We start from the raw sequence: 19,666 nt of genomic DNA on the forward strand, positions 1-19,666 counted from the left end.
AGATTCCCAACTCTCTTTTTTAGATGTGCCACTCTTTTCTTACACTTTGATGTCATGCAAAAGATGAAGAAAAATTTGTTGTTTTTTGAGGCGTTTGTGCGTGACCAACATCACAGCTTCGAGTAATATGAGCGACCTTTTTGACGTGACGGCTGGCCATTTGTTTCCCCGTCAGCTGCCTTTCAAGTCACGTAAGAACAACTAAGATAAATAGACCCATTTTTGAATTAAACAGGTGAGGTAGTCGATTCATGACATTTGCTTTGGGCCAGCGTTGGATCAGCGATACGGAAAGCGATTTAGGTTTAGGGACGGTTGTAGCATTGGATGCTCGCACTGTGACGCTGATGTTTGCAGCGTCGGAAGAGAACCGAGTGTACGCTCGCAATGATGCACCGGTTACCCGAGTCACCTTTAATGCTGGCGATGTTGTTGACAGTCAGCAAGGCTGGTCACTTAAAATTGAGCAAGTGGTCGAGGACCAAGGTCTGTTTGCCTACATAGGCACTCGCGAAGACAGCGGAGAACAAGAGGTGATGCTGCGCGAAATCATGCTCAGTAATCAAATTCGATTTAACAAGCCGCAAGATAAACTGTTCGCCGGTCAGATTGATCGCATGGACAACTTTGTGCTCCGTTACCGTGCACTAATCAACCAATACGAGCAGCACAAAAGCCCGATGCGTGGCTTGTGTGGTATGCGTGCTGGTTTGATTCCTCACCAGCTATACATTGCTCATGAAGTTGGTCGTCGCCATGCGCCTCGCGTTTTGTTAGCCGATGAAGTCGGTCTAGGCAAAACCATTGAAGCTGGGATGATCATCCACCAGCAGGTGTTGGCGGGCCGAGCGGAGCGTATCTTGATTGTGGTACCGGAAACGTTGCAGCATCAATGGTTGGTCGAGATGATGCGCCGCTTCAATCTGCATTTCTCGATTTTTGATGAAGAGCGCTGTATTGAGGCGTTTGCTGATTCAGATAATCCGTTTGATACCCAGCAATATGTACTGTGTTCACTGGATTTCTTACGCAAGAGCCGTAAGCGTTTTGGGCAAGCGCTCGAAGGCGAGTGGGATCTGCTGGTTGTCGATGAAGCACACCATCTAGAATGGAGCCCAGAGCAGCCAAGCCGTGAATATCAGGTGATTGAAGGGTTAGCTGAGCGCACACCTGGGGTACTTCTTCTGACCGCAACCCCAGAGCAATTAGGACGTGAGAGTCACTTTGCCCGCTTGCGTTTGCTCGATTCAGACCGCTTCTATGATTACCAAGCATTTGTTGAAGAAGAAGAGCAATACGCGCCAGTAGCGGATTCGGTGAGTGCGTTGTTCTCTGGTCAACAGCTTGAGAATGACGCTAAAAATCAGATTACTGAGTTGTTGTCCGAGCAGGATGTTGAGCCTCTGTTCCGCATTATTGAAAGCGACAGTGAAGAAGAAGCCAAAGCTGCAGCTCGTCAGGAACTGATTGACAACCTGATGGACCGTCATGGTACTGGTCGTGTGTTGTTCCGTAACACCCGAGCAGCGATCAAAGGCTTCCCGGTACGTAACGTTAATCTGCTACCAATGCCGATCCCTCAGCAGTACACGACGTCTATGCGTGTATCGGGCATGATTGGTGGCAAAATTAGCCCTGAAGCACGTGCGCTGAAAAATCTTTACCCAGAAGAAATCTTCCAAGAGTTTGAAGGCGATGATGCCAGCTGGTGGCAATTTGATTCACGTGTCAATTGGCTGATTGAGAAGATCAAACAAAAGCGCAGTGACAAGATTTTGGTTATTGCTTCTCGTGCTAGCACAGCGTTGCAGCTAGAGCAGGCGCTGCGTGAGCGTGAAGGTATCCGTGCCACCGTGTTCCACGAAGGTATGTCGATTCTGGAACGCGATAAAGCAGCCGCTTACTTTGCGCAGGAAGAGGGTGGCGCTCAGGTCCTTATCTGTAGTGAAATTGGCTCAGAAGGTCGTAACTTCCAGTTTGCAAACCAACTGGTGATGTTCGATTTGCCGTTCAACCCCGACTTACTTGAGCAGCGTATTGGTCGCCTTGACCGTATTGGTCAGAGTCGTGATATTGATATTCACGTTCCTTATCTGGAGCAAACGTCACAGGCAATTCTGGCGCGTTGGTTCGATGAAGGTCTAAATGCGTTTGCTGAAACTTGCCCGACAGGTCGCGCGGTGTATGACAAGTTCTCTGATCGTTTGATTGAAATGCTGGCTTCGGGTGACGTGACCGAACTCGATGATGTGATTAGCGAATCGGCTGCGATGAATAAAGAGCTCAAATCTCAACTTGAGCAAGGGCGAGACCGCTTACTGGAAATGCATTCCAATGGTGGCGAAAAAGCTCAGCAGATCGTCGATAAGATTGCGGCCACCGATGGTGATACCAATCTGGTGACCTTTGCGTTGAGTCTGTTTGATACCATTGGTCTTAATCAGGACGACAAAGGGGAAAATGCCTTGGTGGTGACGCCATCTGAACACATGATGGTACCAAGTTATCCTGGTCTGCCTTATGAAGGTGCGACGATCACCTTTGATCGTGAAACAGCGTTGTCTCGTGAAGACATGAACTTCATCAGTTGGGAGCACCCGATGATTCAGGGTGGTATCGACCTATTGATGAGTGAAGGCGTTGGCGCAACCGCAGTCTCTTTGCTGAAGAACAAAGCGTTGCCAGTAGGCACCATGCTGCTTGAGTTGGTGTATAAAGTCGATGCGCAGGCGCCAAAGCGTAGTGGTATCAGTCGCTTTCTGCCAACAACACCAATCCGTTTGATGTTGGATGGTAAAGGCAGTGACTTATCACAGCAGGTTGAGTTTGAAAGCTTTAACCGCCAGCTTAGCCCGGTAGGCCGTCACATGGCGACCAAACTGGTGTCATCAGTTCAGGCTCAAGTCCATCAAATGATCACCGCAGGTGAAGCGCTGATCGTCGAAAAAGTCGAAGCCGTACGTGCAGAGGCGCAGCAGGAAATGCAGGCGAGCTTGAATGCGGAGTTGGAACGACTACAAGCTTTGAAAGCGGTAAACCCAAACATTCGTGATGAGGAGCTTGCCGCGATTGAAGCGCAAATTAAAGAGCTCAATGGCTACATTGCTCAAGCTCAGTACCAGCTAGACTCACTACGTATGATCGTGGTGTCCCACAACTGATTTTACGCAACTTGCAGTAAAAGGCCTTCATTTGAAGGCCTTTTTTGTTGGTCGCAATTTGGCTACATCAGCCACTTCCACCACACAAATACCGCTAAGAAACCAAACAGGTAGACGAGGCCTGTGATGGAAAGCCATTTTAGTTTATTGCTGAGCGCCAAAGGCTCTGGCAACTGAGATTTTGAAACCAGAATATAGTTAAGCAGCGCAAAGAATGGCGTGGTCATAAAGGCTAGAATCATCGCAAAGTCGAGCATAGGCAGTAGTGCTGCTGCCCAGAAAACGATGATCGACAGTGCCGCTGCGGAAATCAGTAGCATCCACCCTTGCGTCACTTTGGGTCTCATCTCTTTTTGCTTATGCAGTAGGCGTTGAGATTCTGAAATCACTCGAGCGTAGCCATCAATCACCGTAATCGTACTGCCAAAAATACAGAAGAACGCGACGGCTGCAATTAGGTAACGTGACCATTCGCCAATGGTTGATGCATATAGACCGACCAATTGATGCGAAAATCCTACACCCGATTGAGATAATTCAATATTGCTCCCGTGTAAGACCAAAGTACCCAGCGCAAGGAAAACAATCGCTAGAATCGCTGTACCTATGTAGCCCACATTAAAATCAAACAAGGCGGAACGAGCCGTTACCTTTTGGTGGCGTTGCTGACTTTTAAGCCACATTGAAGTCAGGCTGGAAATTTCAATCGGAGCTGGCATCCACCCCATGGTGACGACGATAAATCCGATAGCAGCAATGGACCAAGGTGAGGGCGCTTCAAAAGCAGGAGCCGCTTCGACAGGGTTACCTGCGGCAATAGCGACCGCAGTCAGGGTTGCAATGGTCAGTACCGCCATAATGATTTTGGATAAGGAGTCGAGAGCTTTGTAGTGGCCAGCAAACAGAATCGTCAAGCAGGTCGCTAGAACAATCAAACATAAGGTTGTGGTGGAGAGCTCCACGGGGATAAAGTACCCAAGTAAGCTAGCACTGAATAACAATAAAGCAGCGGTATTGACGATACCGGAAATGACACTTAACGTAACAAATAACCACAGATACGGACGACCAAGTTTTGAGTAGCCTTCGACTAGACTTTCCCCTGTCCCCATTGTGTACTGAATACTGGCGCGGAAAAATGGGTATTTAAAAAAGTTGACCAGCAGAATTAATACCGCCAGTTGCCAACCGTAAATAGCTCCGGCTTTGGTCGAAGCAACTAAATGTGACCCTCCGACGGCAGCGGCAGCCATCATTATCCCTGGGCCTAGCGAACGGACAAGTTGTGCCAGAGAGTATTTAGCGTGGCTCTCTGAAGTGGAGATCGTTTCCATTTGTATTCCTTGATGTCGTGTTTTAGTGTTTTTCTTGTCAATGGTAAAACCAATATCATACGTAATCAGAGTGTTAAATATTATTTACATAAAAAGAGCTAAAATAGACTTGGATGTGGAAACTCTGTCACAACCCTGAGTCTGATATACTGGGTGAGTTATAAGTAGTATTGAGATATTTTATGGCCATGCAGGACTATTACCCGCCCACCGAACCTTGGATTGAGCGAGTATTTGAGGATCAAGGTATCCTTGTGGTGAATAAGCCGTCTGGCCTTTTATCTGTTCCTGGACGCGCGGCTGAGCACTATGACAGCATGTGGAGTCGATTAAAGGCACTCTATCCTGACATTCAACCGGTCCACCGTCTTGATATGTCAACATCAGGGCTGATGTTATTTGCCAAGGACAAACCCACAGAATCAGCACTAAAAAAGCAGTTTCAGTTCCGCCTTACTCACAAGGTCTACTATGCTCGTGTGTGGGGGCATGTAGAGCAGGATGCGGGGGAAGTGGATCTTCCACTGATTTGCGATTGGCCAAATCGGCCGAAGCAGAAAGTTTGTTTTGAGCAGGGTAAGCCATCACAGACCTTATTTGAGGTGGCAAAGCGCGAAGATCAGACCACCATTGTCAGGTTACTGCCTATTACAGGGCGTTCACATCAGCTGCGTGTGCATATGCAGTCGTTAGGGCATCCGATTGTTGGAGATGAGTTCTATTCACAGGGTGAAGCCTTCAAATTCTCCAACCGTCTTGAACTGCATGCGGCTGAATTGAGTTTTTACCATCCTCAAGATGAACGTCTACGCAGTATTTTTGTTCCTTGTGATTTCTATCCTGAAGCGGAGGCATTGATCTTTAACTATTTCGATCCTGTGCGAGAATTGCCGGACTATAAAACGCTGCCACGTCCATGATTTCACTATAGGCAGCGGAAGGAGAAACCATGTCGCTGCCTAATGTTGTTTTTTTGGATCGCGCCACGATCCCCACTCATATCGAATTACCTCACTTTCCTTTTGACCACCAGTGGATTGAATATGATTTCACCAGCTCTGAGCTGGTGGTGGAGCGCCTGAAAGGCGCCCAAATTGTGATTACCAATAAGGTGGTGCTAGACCAGCAAGTTTTATCTCAATTGCCCGAACTTCAATTGATTGCCATATCGGCGACTGGGTTTAACAATGTTGATATCGATTATTGTCGAGCACAGGGGATTGCGGTGACGAATGTCCAAGGTTATGCCACACAGTCGGTGCCGGAGCATGTTATCGGCATGATCTTCGCTCTCAGACGCAATTTACATGGCTACCATAACGATATCGCCAAAGGAGAGTGGCAACGTAATCAGCAGTTTTGCTTTTTCACTCACCCAATTGGTGATGTTGCAGGATCTACGCTGGGAGTGATTGGTTCAGGGGCACTTGGCCTGGCGACAGCGGCGTTGGCTAAAGCGGTCGGGATGCAAGTTATTTATGCCGAACACAGAGGGGCTGATGCCTGTCGGGAAGGCTATTTACCCTTTGAACAGGTATTAATGATGGCTGATGTGATCACACTGCATTGTCCGTTGACTGAGGCCACACGTAACTTGATTGGAGAAAATGAGTTGGCGCAAATGAAACCCGGAAGCCTACTGATCAATACTGGCCGCGGGGGATTAGTCGACGAAGGGGCTCTGGTTGCGGCATTAAAGCATGGCACGATTGCTGGAGCGGGTGTGGATGTCTTCACGCAGGAGCCTGCTGACGAAAGCAACCCGTTACTGGCGAATATGGATTTGCCGAATTTATTGCTGACACCTCATGTAGCGTGGGGAAGTGACTCATCGATTCAGAACCTGTCGAATATATTGATGGATAACATTACCGCCTTTATAGAAGGGAGAGAACAAAATCGAGTGGTTTAGTGCTCATTTTGCTGCTGACGCCATTTGAGTAAGCCTTGATTAAATATGGCTAGCAGCTCCTTTCCTCTTGGACTCTGTTTGGAAAACATTACGAAGCCATCGTTATTGAGAAAGGGCTTGGGGTGATAGGTAATATTGTTCTGAACATCTTTGGTTTGCTGACTGAGGTTGTACAAGCCTATCTGTCGCTCTTCTGGATAAACTTCAATTCGGTGGTGGTTGAGTCGTAGCAGATTCTGACTGGGGCTGTTAACTCGGCTCATAGTAACGCCCTTTGACTCTATAAGTGCGTCCAGTTCAGGTCCATAGCTGTAACCCAGCCCTCCGCCTAGTTTGTAGCCTTTTAAATCTTCGATCTCTGACCATTCAAAGTCTAAGTCCTTGTGGTGGAAGAAAACAAACTGCTCTTGTGAGACCGGTTTGCTGTAGTAAAAATGCTGTGTTCGCTCTTCATCGAACATCCAGACGGCGGTGGCGTCGAACTCTCCGCTTTGTGCCTTTTCATACGCTCTGGCCCAAGGATAAAAAGTATAAGTCACTTTATAACCTTGAAGTGCAAATGCTTGAGTGATGGTTTGAGCGACAACACCATACCCTTCAAGGTTTTGGCCGATAAATGGTGGCCACTCTCCAGCTGTGATTCTAACCGTTTTATCTATGTTCTCAGCATACGCCTGCGCACAGATAAAACATGATAATAGTGGAATACCGAGCAAGAACTTCTTCAACTTCTCTATACCTTTTTTCATGGCACCTCAGTTCATTGTAGATGAGTCAATTTGAAAAGAGCATTAAACGACAAAAATACGTATAAGTAAGGTGTAAAGTTCGATATAAACGCCTGAAGCTCAACCACCAAATGTCCTTATTGTTCGCTATATGTAAAATTATTGTATCGAGGGGCAGTGTTGTTTGTGATGTATATCAACTGGTTGCATTTTCTTGTTATTAAGACATAGACGCTAGGAATGAAATGTAAGAAATTATTCGGCTTGTGTTTTAGTCAATAACGTCAGGAAAATAAAGAAATGGAACATAAACATATCACAAACCCCGTTGAGTTTAGGGGGAAGGGAGGCGAGTTCTTTGGCATATGGATAGTCAATGTTTTGCTTAGCATTATTACTTTTGGCATCTATTCCGCTTGGGCCAAAGTCAGAACAAAGCGCTATTTCTACGGCAATACCTATGTAGATAGTGATAACTTTGAATATCACGCTCAGCCGATGCAAATTCTCAAGGGGCGTCTAGTGGCTGTTGCGGTTCTTGGTATTTGGGCTATTGCCAACGCATTCTTTCCTGAGGTGAGTTTTGTGTTGCTTTTGGTTTTTTATGTGGCTTTACCTTGGCTACTATGGAGCAACGCTCGATTTGATGCTGCTATGACGAGTTACCGCAATGTTCACTTTTCTTTTGACTCGTCATTGAAAGATGCTTACCTATCACTGATGGGGCGTGGCTTGGGAGCGCTAGTCGCCATTGCTATCTATATTGCCGCAATTGTCGCAATCGCAGGGATGTCAGGTGTCGCAGCTGCAGTACTAGGAATCGCATTCTTTGTCTTCTTGTCTGTGCTATACGCATGGGTTGTGGTTGGCGCACATAAGTATTTCACCAATGGTTATCGGTATGGTGACTGGAAGTTCAGTGCAGAATTGGAAACGGGCTTCTTTGTTAAGACCTATCTGAAAGCGATGGGGCTGGGTATTGCTGCGTCCATCATCCTTATGATTGCGTTGTCTCTGACGATTTTCAGTGGCTTTGACCTTACGGCTATCCAGAATGGTGATTACAGTTCGTTAATGGGCGCATCCCAGTTTACGGTCTTCATTGTGGCTTATCTAGCAATCATCGTTCTGACCATTGGCTTGACCGCGTATACAACGACTCGAGTTCGTAATTACATTTTCGAACAACTGCAAGCTAAACTGGAGCAAGAATCAGACAACCACTATACCTTTAACTCGACCTTTACCGCCAGAGGTTACACTTGGTTGGTTATCTCTAACTTCTTGCTTCAGGTCGTTACATTGAGTATTGCCCGACCTTGGGTCATGGTAAGAACCTCTCGCTATGTTGCCGATAATACCGCAGTATTTGGTGATATGAGCCTGCTGAAAGCGACAGATAAAGACTCGAACGTTCAATCTGCGATATCGGATGAAGTGGCTCAAGCCTTCGATTTAGGTATCGGAATTAGCTAATGATGTTTGATGGGGTGGCGTTTCCGCCACGAAGCTCGGAGCGCCATCCTGCTAAGCTGGATGTGACACAAGCTAATGCGTTAAGTTTGCGCGTTGAAGGTCAAATCATCAGTTGTGACCAGCAATACGCTGAGATCAGTGTCCCTGTTGGTAGCCTACCTGTGCGATTCAAGTTTCCCGATGGCTGGGTTTTTGTGGTTGAAAGAACGACAGAAGTGAGCCACTGGCTGGAACGAAATCGCAGAAGCAGCACCATTGATAAAATGGAAGCTAACTGGTTCGCGTGGTTGTTGTCAGCGGTAGTGTGTATCGGAGTTGTATTGGGCAGTTACTTTTATGTATTGCCATGGACCAGTGACAAGGTCGCCAATGCTATCCCTGATTACGTTGCAATGGCATTGGGCGATAAAGTTCTCGAAAGCTTTGATAATAGCTGGCAAGAGAGCGAGTTGAGTCAGCAAGAGCAGCAAGCGATCCGCCAACGTGTGGCTCAGCATGTCACACAGCTGGAAGCGTTACCTTATCCCATTGAAGTGGTGTTTCGCTCCTCAGAGCTTGGCGCCAATGCATTTGCATTGCCGGGTGGGAAAATCGTGTTGCTCGACGACTTGGTTAGTCTGGCTGAGAATGAACAACAACTCGATAGCATTATCCTTCACGAGCTAGGCCATGTTCATCATCGTCATATGATGAAGCGATTGGTCCACTCGAGCTTGCTTTCGGTGGGCGTTGCACTCTTAACTGGGGAAAGTTCAGGAGTGGTGGATAATCTGGCTGGAGTGGGGGTGTTCTTCCTCTCCAATGGTCACTCTCGAGAAGCGGAAATTGAAGCGGATGTGTATGCCATACAGGCTATGCAAGCCATCTATGGAAGTAGTGCGTCAATGGCTGAAATGTTTGAATTGTTTAGGCAACAAGGTGGGTTAGAAATACCCGAGTGGATGAGTACTCACCCTGACTTCAAACAGCGGATTGACGCTGCTCGTCAATAGCTGATACAAAAAAGGCAGCGATTTCGCTGCCTTTTAGTTAACACATCACCGGTTTATAGCGCAGCAATTGTGGTCTTTTGCTCTTCAAGCTTCACTAGCGTTTCTTTATAACCTTCTAGCTTCTCTCGCTCTTTCGCGACAACCGCTTTCGGTGCTTTAGCTACAAAACCTTCGTTGCCTAGCTTGCCTTCGATACGCTTGATTTCGCCGTGAGTCTTCTTGATTTCGCCATCGAGACGAGCAAGTTCAGCGTCTTTGTCGATAAGCCCGGCCATTGGGATCATTAGCTCAGACTTCGCCACAAGAGCGGTTGCGCATGCAGGCGTTTCTTCACCCGCTTCTAGCACACGTACAGACTCAAGTTTCGCGAGAGAAACAAGCACTTGGTTGTTCGCTTCTAGACGCGCTGCATCTTCTGCGCTCGCAGCTTTCAGCATCACTTCGAGCGGTTTGCCTGGATTGATGTCGTACTCAGCACGTAGGTTACGGATACTCGTGATGAATGACTTAACCCACTCGATGTCATCCAGTGCGGCTTGGTTGAAGTTCGCTTCGTCGTATTGAGGAAGAGCCTGAAGCATGATGGTGTCACCTTCTACGCCTTCAACAAGTGGTTTAACGCTCTGCCAGATTGTTTCAGTGATGTATGGGATCACTGGGTGAGCCAGACGCAGTGTCTTCTCAAGAACCGTGATTAGCGTACGGCGAGTACCACGTTGTTGAGCTTCGCTACCTTTCCAAAGTACTGGTTTAGTAAGCTCTAAGTACCAGTCACAGAATTGGTTCCAGATGAACTCGTAAATTGTATTCGCGGCCATATCCAAGCGATAGTTATCAATGTGGCCATTGAAATCGGCAGCGGCTAGCTCAAATTGAGACTCGATCCACTTGTCCGCAAGTGAGTACTCGATCTCGCCTTCACCAAAGCCACAGTCTTGCTCTTCTGTATTCATCAGAACGTAGCGGCTTGCGTTCCATAGCTTGTTACAGAAGTTGCGGTAACCTTCTAGACGCTTCATATCCCAGTTGATGTCGCGACCCGTTGAGGCCATTGCAGCAAGAGTAAAGCGCAGTGCATCAGTACCGTATGGTTCGATACCGTTTTCGAAAGTCTTACGTGTGTTCTTCTCGATCTTCTTCGCTAGCTGAGGCTGCATCATGTTGCCACAACGCTTCTCTACTAGAGACTCAAGGTCGATACCATCGATCATGTCGATAGGGTCAAGTACGTTACCCTTAGACTTAGACATCTTGTCGCCGTTTTCGTCACGGATTAGGCCCGTTACGTAAACCGTCTTAAATGGTACTTGTGACTTGCCGTTTTCATCTTTGTTGAAGTGCATGGTCATCATGATCATACGTGCAACCCAGAAGAAGATGATGTCGAAGCCCGTTACTAGAACGTCTGAAGGGTGGAATGTCTTCAGGTCTTCAGTTTGCTCAGGCCAGCCCTGAGTACCGAAAGTCCATAGCGCAGAAGAGAACCATGTATCGAGTACGTCGTCGTCTTGGCGAAGAACTACAACAGGTGCAAGGTTATTGTTTGCACGTACTTCTTCTTCAGTACGACCTACATAGACGTTGCCGTCGTTGTCGTACCAAGCTGGGATACGGTGACCCCACCAAAGCTGACGAGAGATACACCAGTCTTGAATGTCACGCATCCAAGAGAAGTACATGTTTTCGTACTGCTTAGGCACGAACTGAATCTCACCATCTTCAACCGCTTTAACAGCAGGCTCAGCAAGAGGTGCAGCACGCACGTACCACTGGTCAGTTAGCATTGGTTCGATAACCACACCGCCACGGTCGCCGTAAGGAACGGTTAGGTCGTGATCTTTGATTTCGTCTAGAAGGCCTAGCTCTTCAAATTCTGCAACGATAGCTTTACGCGCAGCAAAGCGCTCCATGCCGTGGTACTTAGCAGGTAGCTCTGTTGAGTACACATCACTTGCTTCACCGTTAGTGGTGAATACTTCCGCAGCATCACGAATGTCAGCATTGAAAGTTAGGATGTTGATCATCGGTAGCTGGTGACGTTTACCTACTTCATAGTCATTGAAATCGTGTGCAGGAGTGATCTTCACACAACCAGTACCTTTCTCCATATCAGCGTGCTCGTCACCCACAATAGGAATGCGGCGATCAACGACTGGAAGAAGAATTTCTTTGCCGATCAGATCTTTGTAACGTGGATCTTCTGGGTTTACAGCAACACCCGTATCACCAAGCATGGTTTCTGGACGAGTTGTCGCAACAACAATGTAGTCTTTACCTTCAGCTGTTTTAACGCCATCCGCTAGCGGGTAGCGGAAGTGCCACATGTGGCCTTTTTTGTCTTTGTTTTCAACTTCAAGATCAGAAATTGCAGTGTGCAGTTTAGGATCCCAGTTTACTAGACGCTTACCACGGTAGATCAGGTCTTCTTCATACAGGCGAACGAATACTTCTTGAACCGCGTTAGATAGACCGTCATCCATTGTGAAACGCTCACGGTCCCAGTCTACTGATGCACCTAGACGACGAAGCTGCTTAGTGATTGTGCCACCAGATTCGTTTTTCCATTCCCAGATCTTGTCGATGAAGGCATCACGACCGTAGTCATGTTTGGTTTTACCTTCTTCTGCTGCGATTTTACGCTCAACAACCATCTGAGTAGCGATACCAGCGTGGTCAGTACCTACCTGCCAAAGGGTGTTTTTGCCCTTCATACGTTCAGCACGGATCAGAGTATCCATGATTGTATCTTGGAACGCGTGGCCCATGTGTAGGCTACCAGTGACGTTCGGTGGCGGGATCATGATGCTGTATGATTCTTTCGTCGTGTCACCGTGTGGCTTAAAGTAGCCTTTCTCTTCCCAAGCTTGGTATAACGCTTGTTCGATTGAAGTTGGGTTGTATGTCTTTTCCATAGCTATAGATATTCTGCAGATAGGTCTGGTTTAATTCTAAGTCAATCTTTATAAGTGAACTCTCTAGAAGGAGAGCTTAGCTATAAGGATTGACCATTAGTTGTGTGCGATGTCGATCGTTTGTAGCTGATAACCCGCTTGGCGATAGATTTTATATCGTTCTCGCGCCAGTTGCTTGGCTTTTTCTTCGCAAGGGACGAAGTCTACCACCTCTGCAAACTTGTTCGCAAAGGTTGTCTCATTTTCCGCCAAATTTATTACCAGTTGACGATTCCATGAGGGCTTTACGCCTTGGTATCCGATTTCAATGCCTGTGCCATATTTCGGCCCTTCACCATTGAGGTTATGAGCCAGATATTGTTCGGCATCCACTTGCCAGAAACACTCCGCTAACTGCTCAGCATGCTGCTTATTATGACAATGGAGATAAACCTTAGCGCCTTGTTTGGCAAAGTGACCTGCCAGAAACAAAACATATTGTTCAAAGCCCTGTCGGTTGGCTTGCGGTGAATCAGGCTTAATGATGTAAAACGTCGCGTTTGGCATAATCATTCCGAATAAAAAAGGGCCTTGCGGCCCTTTAGAATTTGTTCAGAAATTACTCTTCTGTCTCTTGGCCACTGCGGTTCAGTAAGAACTGGACAAGCATTGAGACCGGACGACCTGTTGAGCCCTTCGCCGCGCCTGACTTCCACGCCGTTCCTGCGATGTCAATGTGGGCCCAGTTGTACTTTTTGGCAAATTTTGACAGGAAGCAGCCAGCCGTGATGGTGCCGCCAGGTCGACCACCAATATTTGCCATATCAGCAAATGGGCTCTTCAACTGTTCATGGTACTCATCCGCCATTGGAAGACGCCATGCGCGATCGCTTGCTTGCTCAGACGCATTAACCAACTCGTGAGAAAGAGGGTTGTGGTTAGAAACCACACCGCTGATGTGGTGACCCAGTGCAATCACACACGCGCCTGTCAGTGTGGCAACATCCACGACACAATCTGGCTCGAAGCGTTCAACGTACGTCAGTGCATCACAAAGAACCAAACGGCCTTCCGCATCGGTGTTGAGCACTTCAACCGTTTGACCTGACATTGTGGTTAGGATGTCGCCAGGGCGGTAAGCATTGCTGCCCGGCATGTTCTCACAGCCAGCAAGGACACCAATGACATTGATTGGCAGGTTCAGCTTCGCCAGTGACTTCATGGTTCCGAAGACAGATGCTGCGCCACACATGTCGTATTTCATCTCATCCATGCCTTCACCTGGCTTAAGTGAGATACCGCCAGAATCAAAAGTCAGCCCTTTACCAACCAGCACGATTGGCTTCGCTTCGGGATCTGGGTTGCCCTTGTACTCCATGATAGACATCATAGATTCGTTCTTTGAGCCACGACCGACCGCTAGGTAGGAAGTCATGCCCAGCTTTTCCATCTCTTGCTCACCGATGATTTTGGTGGTGATGGTCTCATAATCATCGGCCAGACGACGTGCCTGAGAAGCAAGGTAAGCAGGGTTGGCGATGTTTGGCGGCATGTTGCCAAGATCCTTCGATGCTTTGACACCTGAAGCGATGGCAAGGCCATGGGTGATCGCTTTTTCACCTAGGTTTAATTCACGACGTGTAGGTACGTTGAATACCAGTTTACGCAGTGGGCGACGAGTTTCCGGTTTTACACTCTTGAATTGATCAAAGGTGTACAAGCCATCCTTTGTTGCTTCGACTGCTTGACGAACTTTCCAGTAAGTATCGCGGCCTTTGACATGCAGCTCAGTTAGGAAGCAGACCGCTTCCATCGAACCTGTTTCATTCAGAGTGTTAATTGTTTTCTGAATAATTTCTTTGTACTGACGCTCGCCTAATTCACGTTCCTTGCCACAACCGACAAGTAAAACACGTTCAGACAAAACACCCGGTACTTGATGCAGAAGTAGCATCTGTCCTGGTTTTCCTTCCAGATCACCACGGCGAAGTAGTGAACTGATATAGCCGTCGCTGATTTTATCGAGCTGTTCAGCAACTGGAGAAAGGCGACGTGGTTCGAATACACCTACAACGATACAAGCGCTGCGTTGCTTTTCCGGGCTACCACTCTTTACACTGAACTCCATGCGTACTCCTACATCCTGAAGACAAATAGAACTAAATGTTAGATAATGGCGTCTTACTTGTTGATTCCTTAATCGGAACTACTTTTAAATAAGCGCGTTAACAGTTAGCCAAAAAATTTAAAAATAAAAGGTTCAACGGGAAATTATAGTGATTCAATTAAAAAAACAAGTTTTGTATAGGTAATTTCAGCGTGATTATTGTTAGATATTTGATCCGCGAGACACTCAAGAGCCAGTTAGCGATATTTTTTATCCTGTTTTTAGTGTTTTTAAGCCAAAAATTGATCAAAGTTTTAGCGGATGCTTCGGATGGGGATATTCCTGCGGGTCTGGTAATGCACTACGTAGGTTTGAGCATGCCGTCAATGGGGCTATTGATGCTACCATTGAGCCTATTCCTCGGTATTTTGCTTACTTTCGGCCGCCTGTACGCGGAAAGTGAAATAACCGTTATGAATGCAACCGGAATAGGAAATAAATTCCTTATTCGTGCAGCCTTGTATTTGGCCGTTATCACGGGTGTGATTGCCGCAGCTAATGCCTTTGTGTTTTCGCCAATGAGTCAGGAGAAGCTAATTCAGCTACAGGAAGAAGTGGAAGCTGAGAACAGCGTGGATCTTTTACAGAAAGGGCAGTTCCAAGGGACACCGGATGGCTCTTCTGTGGTCTTTATTGATGATATTGAAGGCAAGCAACTTAAGCATGTATTTGTAGCACAGATGCGCCCACGTGATTCGATTTTGCCGAGCGTTTCCTTTTCGCAGTCCGGTGAAGTGAAAGAGCTGAGTGATGGGCGCCAGGTCATTCGCATGTACGACGGTACGCGTTATGAAGGTGTACCAACGCGCGTTGATTATATGGTAACCGACTTCGACCAATACGAAGGTTTGATTGGTCAGCGTGACGTGAAACCCAAAGGGCGTGACTGGGAAGCGATTCCAACCATGCAGCTTGTTTCTAACCCAGATCCGCGCGCTCAAGCTGAATTGCAATGGCGAATTTCGTTGGTGGTGTGTATCCCACTTCTAACCATGCTGGTTGTACCGCTGTCGGCAGTAAATCCACGTCAAGGACGATTTGCTAAAATGGGTCCAGCGATTCTTATCTACTTGGCGTATTTCCTTTCAATCAGTGCGACTAAATCTGCGTTGGAAGATGGCTCAATCCCTTCCTTTATTGGTATGTGGCCGATCAACGCGGCTTTGTTGTTGACCGCAGTCGGTATTAACTCCATGGACAGCATTCCAATGCGACGCTTTAAAGACAAACTAAGACAAAGAAAAAAGAAGGCAGCATAAGTCGTGTTTAAAATTCTCGATCTTTATATTGGCAGAACCATCATTGCAACCACATCGCTGGTGCTCGCGACCTTTGTTGGCTTGTCTGCGATCATTAAGTATGTGGAGCAGTTACGCAAAGTGGGTCAGGGTAGCTACGACTTACTTCAAGCTTTGTTCTACGTACTGCTGAGTATTCCTCGTGATGTTGAAATGTTTTTCCCTATGGCGGCTTTGCTTGGTGCTTTGATTGGCTTGGGGATGCTTGCTTCGAGTTCTGAACTGGTGGTCATGCAGGCGGCGGGCTACTCGAAATTGGATATCGGATTGTCGGTATTGAAGACAGCTGTGCCTTTGATGGTGTTAGTGACGTTACTTGGCCAGTGGGGTGCGCCCCAAGCTCAGAAGATGGCGCGTGACCTGCGTGCTTTTACCACGTCTGGCGGAGCGATCATGTCGGTGAGAACCGGTGTCTGGGCACGTGATGCGAACGATTTTATTTTTCTTGGTAAAGTTGAAGACGATAAACTTTATGGCTTGAATATGTGGCGTTTCAACAATGATAAACAGTTGGAGAGTGTCGTGCATGCAGCGGAAGTGGATTATTTGTCCGATAACACTTGGGTAATGAAAGACGTTCAGTTAACGGAGATGTTGGATGAAGTGGAAATCTCCAAAACCAATTTGCCTGAGTATCGTTGGACGACCTCTTTAGCGCCTGACAAATTGGCGGTAGTGACGGTCAAGCCCGAAGAGCTATCACTGAGCGGTTTATATGATTATGTTACTTACCTCAAGGCTTCTGAGCAGGACGCCTCTCGTTATGAGTTGGCCTTGTGGCGCAAAGTCACTCAGCCATTCTCTATTGCGGTAATGATGCTGATGGCGCTGTCGTTCATCTTTGGCCCACTGCGCAGTGTAACAATGGGGGCACGTATTCTATCTGGTGTGGTAGCCGGTTTTACTTTCTATATTTCCAGTGAATTCTTTGGCCCACTCAGTTTGGTTTATAGCATTCCACCAGTCTTCGGTGCTGTGATGCCAAGCATCGTCTTTTTATCAGTGGCATTGATGCTACTGCGCAGAAAGCTCTAAACAGAAATTTATGCGCTAAGAAACCAAACGGCAGCTCCGCTATAAGTGAAGAGCTGCCGTTTTGTTTTTACTACATTAATTTTTTCAGCCGATAAAGAGCTTCCAATGCCTGTCTAGGAGTGAGGTCGTCAGGGTCGATGCCTGATAGCGCCTCTTCCACTTCACTTGGCTCTGGAATCAGGCTCAGTTGATTAGCAATGTCTACTGCGCTGCTGGTGGTATTGCTATTGTCGCCATGGCTAAGCTGTTCAAGCTGAGTCAGTTTCGCTCGGGCATTTTTGATCACGCTTTTTGGCACGCCAGCGAGCCCAGCAACGGCGAGACCATAAGACTTACTGGCGGCCCCTTCCTGAACAGCGTGCATAAAGGCAATGGTATCGCCATGCTCAACCGCGTCTAGATGGACGTTAGCCAAATTCGGTATTTGGTTCGGTAGCTCGGTCAACTCAAAATAGTGGGTGGCAAATAAGGTCATGGAGCCGAGTTCTTTTGCCAACCACTCTGCACTTGCCCAAGCCAGTGATAAACCATCATAAGTACTGGTGCCTCGACCAATTTCATCCATTAAAACTAAGCTGTTTGCTGTGGCGTTGTGAAGAATATTCGCGGTTTCGGTCATCTCAACCATGAACGTTGAGCGGCCTGATGCAAGATCATCTGAGGCGCCGATGCGAGTAAAAATGCGATCAATAGAACCAATATGAGCTGATTCTGCCGGTACGTAAGAACCAATATGAGCCATCAGTGCAATCAGCGCGGTTTGACGCATGTAGGTCGATTTACCCCCCATGTTTGGGCCAGTAATGATCAGCATCTTACGTTGTGGATTAAGCTCAATAGGGTTAGCAATAAACGGTTCTTCAAGGACTTGTTCAACCACGGGATGGCGACCTGCTTGAATGTGGATACCAGCTTGCTGATTCAGTACAGGGCGACAGTAATCTAAGCTATCGGCACGTTCGGCTAAGTTTTGCAGCACGTCAATTTGGGCAATCGCTGAAGCCAAATTCTGCAGCTTTTCTAGATGGGGCATTAAAAGGTCAAACAGTTCTTCCCACAACTGTTTCTCAAGCGCCAATGCCTTCGATTTGGAGTTAAGCACCTTATCTTCATGTTCTTTCAGCTCAGGAATGATGTAACGCTCTGCATTTTTCAGCGTTTGACGGCGAACATAGTGTGGTGGCACCAAGTAGCTTTGTCCGCGGCTGACTTGGATGAAGAAGCCATGTACGTTGTTATAACCAACTTTGAGCGTATCTATGCCATGGCGTTCACGCTCTTCCTGTTCCATTTTTTCCAGATACTCAGTCGCACCGTCGGCCAATTTTCGCCATTCGTCGAGCTCAGCATTATACCCTTCAGCGATGACGCCACCATCTCGGATCACCACGGGTGGGTTTTCTTTGATAGCACGTTCGAGAAGTTCACAGACTTCCTCTTGCGGAGCGGCATACTGACCGAGTTTAACCAGATATGGGTGTGCTAGCGTTGCCATAGACTCAGATAATTCAGGCAGTTGTTGCATTGCATGACGTAAACGTGCCATATCACGCGGGCGGGCACTGCGCAAAGCGAGACGCGCCAAGATACGTTCGATGTCTCCGATCTGTTTGAGTACGGGGTGTAAGTCAGCAAACAGAGTCAACTCTTTCAACTCACTGATCGCATCTAGGCGGTGATTGAGGGTGTTGATGTCGCGCATTGGCTGGTGAAGCCAACGTTTCAACATACGGCTACCCATTGGTGTGGCAGTGTGGTCAAGCACTTCAGCAAGTGTGTTATCAGTTCCGCCTGCGAGGTTCTGAGTAATTTCGAGATTGCGACGAGTCGCGGCATCAAGAATGACAGAATGATCCTGACGATCGTAAGTGAGAGAGCGAATATGCGGCAAAGTGGTACGTTGTGTGTCTTTAACATACTGAATCAAACAGCCCGCAGCGCAGAGCCCGAGCTTCGCTTGTTCTACGCCGAAACCGACAAGATCACGAGTACCAAACTGTTGATTTAACTGCTGCTTAGCGGTATCCAACTCAAACTCCCAGACGGGACGACGGCGATTACCGTTGCGAGCGGCCATCAGTTCGACGGGTTCGAAATCTTCTGGAAATAATAGCTCTCTCGGTGAGGTCCGCTGGAGCTCTGCGGCCATCGCTTCTTCAGTCTCGGGCTCCATAAGCTGAAAGCGCCCTGACGTGACATCCAGTGTGGCGTACCCGAATTTACCATCGTGGTGGTAGATAGCGGCAATAAGATTGTCGATACGTTCCGAGAGGAGGGCTTCATCGGTGACGGTTCCCGGTGTCACTATACGAACAACTTTGCGTTCTACTGGGCCTTTGCTGGTCGCGGGATCACCAATTTGTTCGCAGATCGCAACTGATTCACCTAGCTGAACAAGCTTAGCCAAATACCCTTCCACGGCATGAAACGGGACGCCGGCCATTGGTATTGGCTCACCAGCAGAAGCGCCGCGTTTTGTTAGTGAGATATCCAGCAACTGGGATGCGCGTTTAGCATCGTCATAAAAAAGCTCATAGAAATCCCCCATTCGGTAGAACAGCAATATATCTGGGTTCTCAGCCTTAAGCTTGAGGTATTGCTGCATCATGGGCGTATGTTTTTGTTCAGCTTTCACGGTTAAGATCTTTTGTTTATTTCTATTGCGGCTTAGG

The 19,666-nt window shown here is 47.5% G+C and carries 13 protein-coding genes; 7 read left to right on the top strand and 6 right to left on the bottom strand.

What is annotated here, in order from left to right:
* Nucleotides 1–251: 251 nt before the first annotated feature.
* Nucleotides 252–3,161 (top strand): RNA polymerase-associated protein RapA, encoded by a 2,910-nt coding sequence (rapA, locus tag L1D31_RS20750; RefSeq protein ID WP_239838887.1) that lies wholly within the window; start codon nucleotides 252–254, stop codon nucleotides 3,159–3,161.
* A 62-nt stretch (nucleotides 3,162–3,223) separates the two neighbouring features.
* Here the strand turns inward: rapA and L1D31_RS20755 are convergent, their stop codons facing one another.
* Entirely contained in the window at nucleotides 3,224–4,495 is a 1,272-nt protein-coding gene (locus tag L1D31_RS20755) for a divalent metal cation transporter (protein WP_239838888.1), read from the bottom strand.
* Between the two features lie 182 nt (nucleotides 4,496–4,677).
* Here L1D31_RS20755 and L1D31_RS20760 point away from each other — a divergent pair, with 182 nt between their 5' ends.
* Nucleotides 4,678–5,415 (top strand): pseudouridine synthase, encoded by a 738-nt coding sequence (locus L1D31_RS20760; protein WP_239838889.1) that lies wholly within the window; start codon nucleotides 4,678–4,680, stop codon nucleotides 5,413–5,415.
* Nucleotides 5,416–5,444: 29 nt separating this feature from the next.
* Nucleotides 5,445–6,407, top strand: coding sequence for a D-2-hydroxyacid dehydrogenase (locus L1D31_RS20765; protein ID WP_239838890.1), 963 nt, complete (start codon nucleotides 5,445–5,447; stop codon nucleotides 6,405–6,407).
* Here the strand turns inward: L1D31_RS20765 and L1D31_RS20770 are convergent.
* A complete protein-coding gene (locus L1D31_RS20770) occupies nucleotides 6,404–7,156 on the bottom strand; it encodes a transporter substrate-binding domain-containing protein (RefSeq protein WP_239838891.1) in 753 nt (250 codons plus the stop codon). The genes L1D31_RS20765 and L1D31_RS20770 overlap by 4 nt on opposite strands.
* 279 nt (nucleotides 7,157–7,435) lie before the next feature.
* Between L1D31_RS20770 and L1D31_RS20775 the strand changes: the two genes are divergently transcribed.
* Both L1D31_RS20775 and L1D31_RS20780 read left to right on the top strand, forming a co-directional pair.
* Entirely contained in the window at nucleotides 7,436–8,611 is a 1,176-nt protein-coding gene (locus L1D31_RS20775) for a YjgN family protein (RefSeq protein WP_239838892.1), read from the top strand.
* Complete coding sequence (locus L1D31_RS20780; RefSeq protein ID WP_239838893.1) at nucleotides 8,611–9,603, top strand: M48 family metallopeptidase; 993 nt, start codon at nucleotides 8,611–8,613, stop codon at nucleotides 9,601–9,603. The genes L1D31_RS20775 and L1D31_RS20780 overlap by 1 nt, the downstream gene beginning before the upstream one ends.
* Nucleotides 9,604–9,656: 53 nt before the next feature.
* Here L1D31_RS20780 and L1D31_RS20785 read toward each other — a convergent pair whose 3' ends face one another.
* From L1D31_RS20785 to pepA, 3 genes are all read right to left on the bottom strand, one after another.
* Nucleotides 9,657–12,515, bottom strand: a complete 2,859-nt coding sequence (locus L1D31_RS20785) for a valine--tRNA ligase (RefSeq protein ID WP_239838894.1) — start codon at nucleotides 12,513–12,515, stop codon at nucleotides 9,657–9,659.
* A 96-nt stretch (nucleotides 12,516–12,611) separates the two neighbouring features.
* A complete protein-coding gene (locus L1D31_RS20790) occupies nucleotides 12,612–13,061 on the bottom strand; it encodes a DNA polymerase III subunit chi (RefSeq protein WP_239838895.1) in 450 nt (149 codons plus the stop codon).
* Nucleotides 13,062–13,113: 52 nt separating this feature from the next.
* On the bottom strand, nucleotides 13,114–14,622 hold the full coding sequence (gene pepA / locus L1D31_RS20795) for a leucyl aminopeptidase (RefSeq protein ID WP_239838896.1): 1,509 nt from the start codon (nucleotides 14,620–14,622) through the stop codon (nucleotides 13,114–13,116).
* A gap of 191 nt (nucleotides 14,623–14,813) precedes the next feature.
* Here pepA and lptF point away from each other — a divergent pair, with 191 nt between their 5' ends.
* On the top strand, nucleotides 14,814–15,920 hold the full coding sequence (gene lptF, locus L1D31_RS20800) for an LPS export ABC transporter permease LptF (RefSeq protein ID WP_239838897.1): 1,107 nt from the start codon (nucleotides 14,814–14,816) through the stop codon (nucleotides 15,918–15,920).
* Between the two features lie 3 nt (nucleotides 15,921–15,923).
* Nucleotides 15,924–16,994, top strand: coding sequence for an LPS export ABC transporter permease LptG (gene lptG, locus L1D31_RS20805; RefSeq protein ID WP_239838898.1), 1,071 nt, complete (start codon nucleotides 15,924–15,926; stop codon nucleotides 16,992–16,994).
* Nucleotides 16,995–17,064: 70 nt separating this feature from the next.
* Here the strand turns inward: lptG and mutS are convergent, their stop codons facing one another.
* Entirely contained in the window at nucleotides 17,065–19,629 is a 2,565-nt protein-coding gene (mutS, locus tag L1D31_RS20810; protein WP_239838899.1) for a DNA mismatch repair protein MutS, read from the bottom strand.
* Nucleotides 19,630–19,666 lie beyond the last annotated feature (37 nt).

It is taken from the genome of Vibrio sp. Isolate23 (genome assembly GCF_022398095.1).
Taxonomy (GTDB): Bacteria; Pseudomonadota; Gammaproteobacteria; order Enterobacterales; family Vibrionaceae; genus Vibrio; species Vibrio coralliilyticus_A.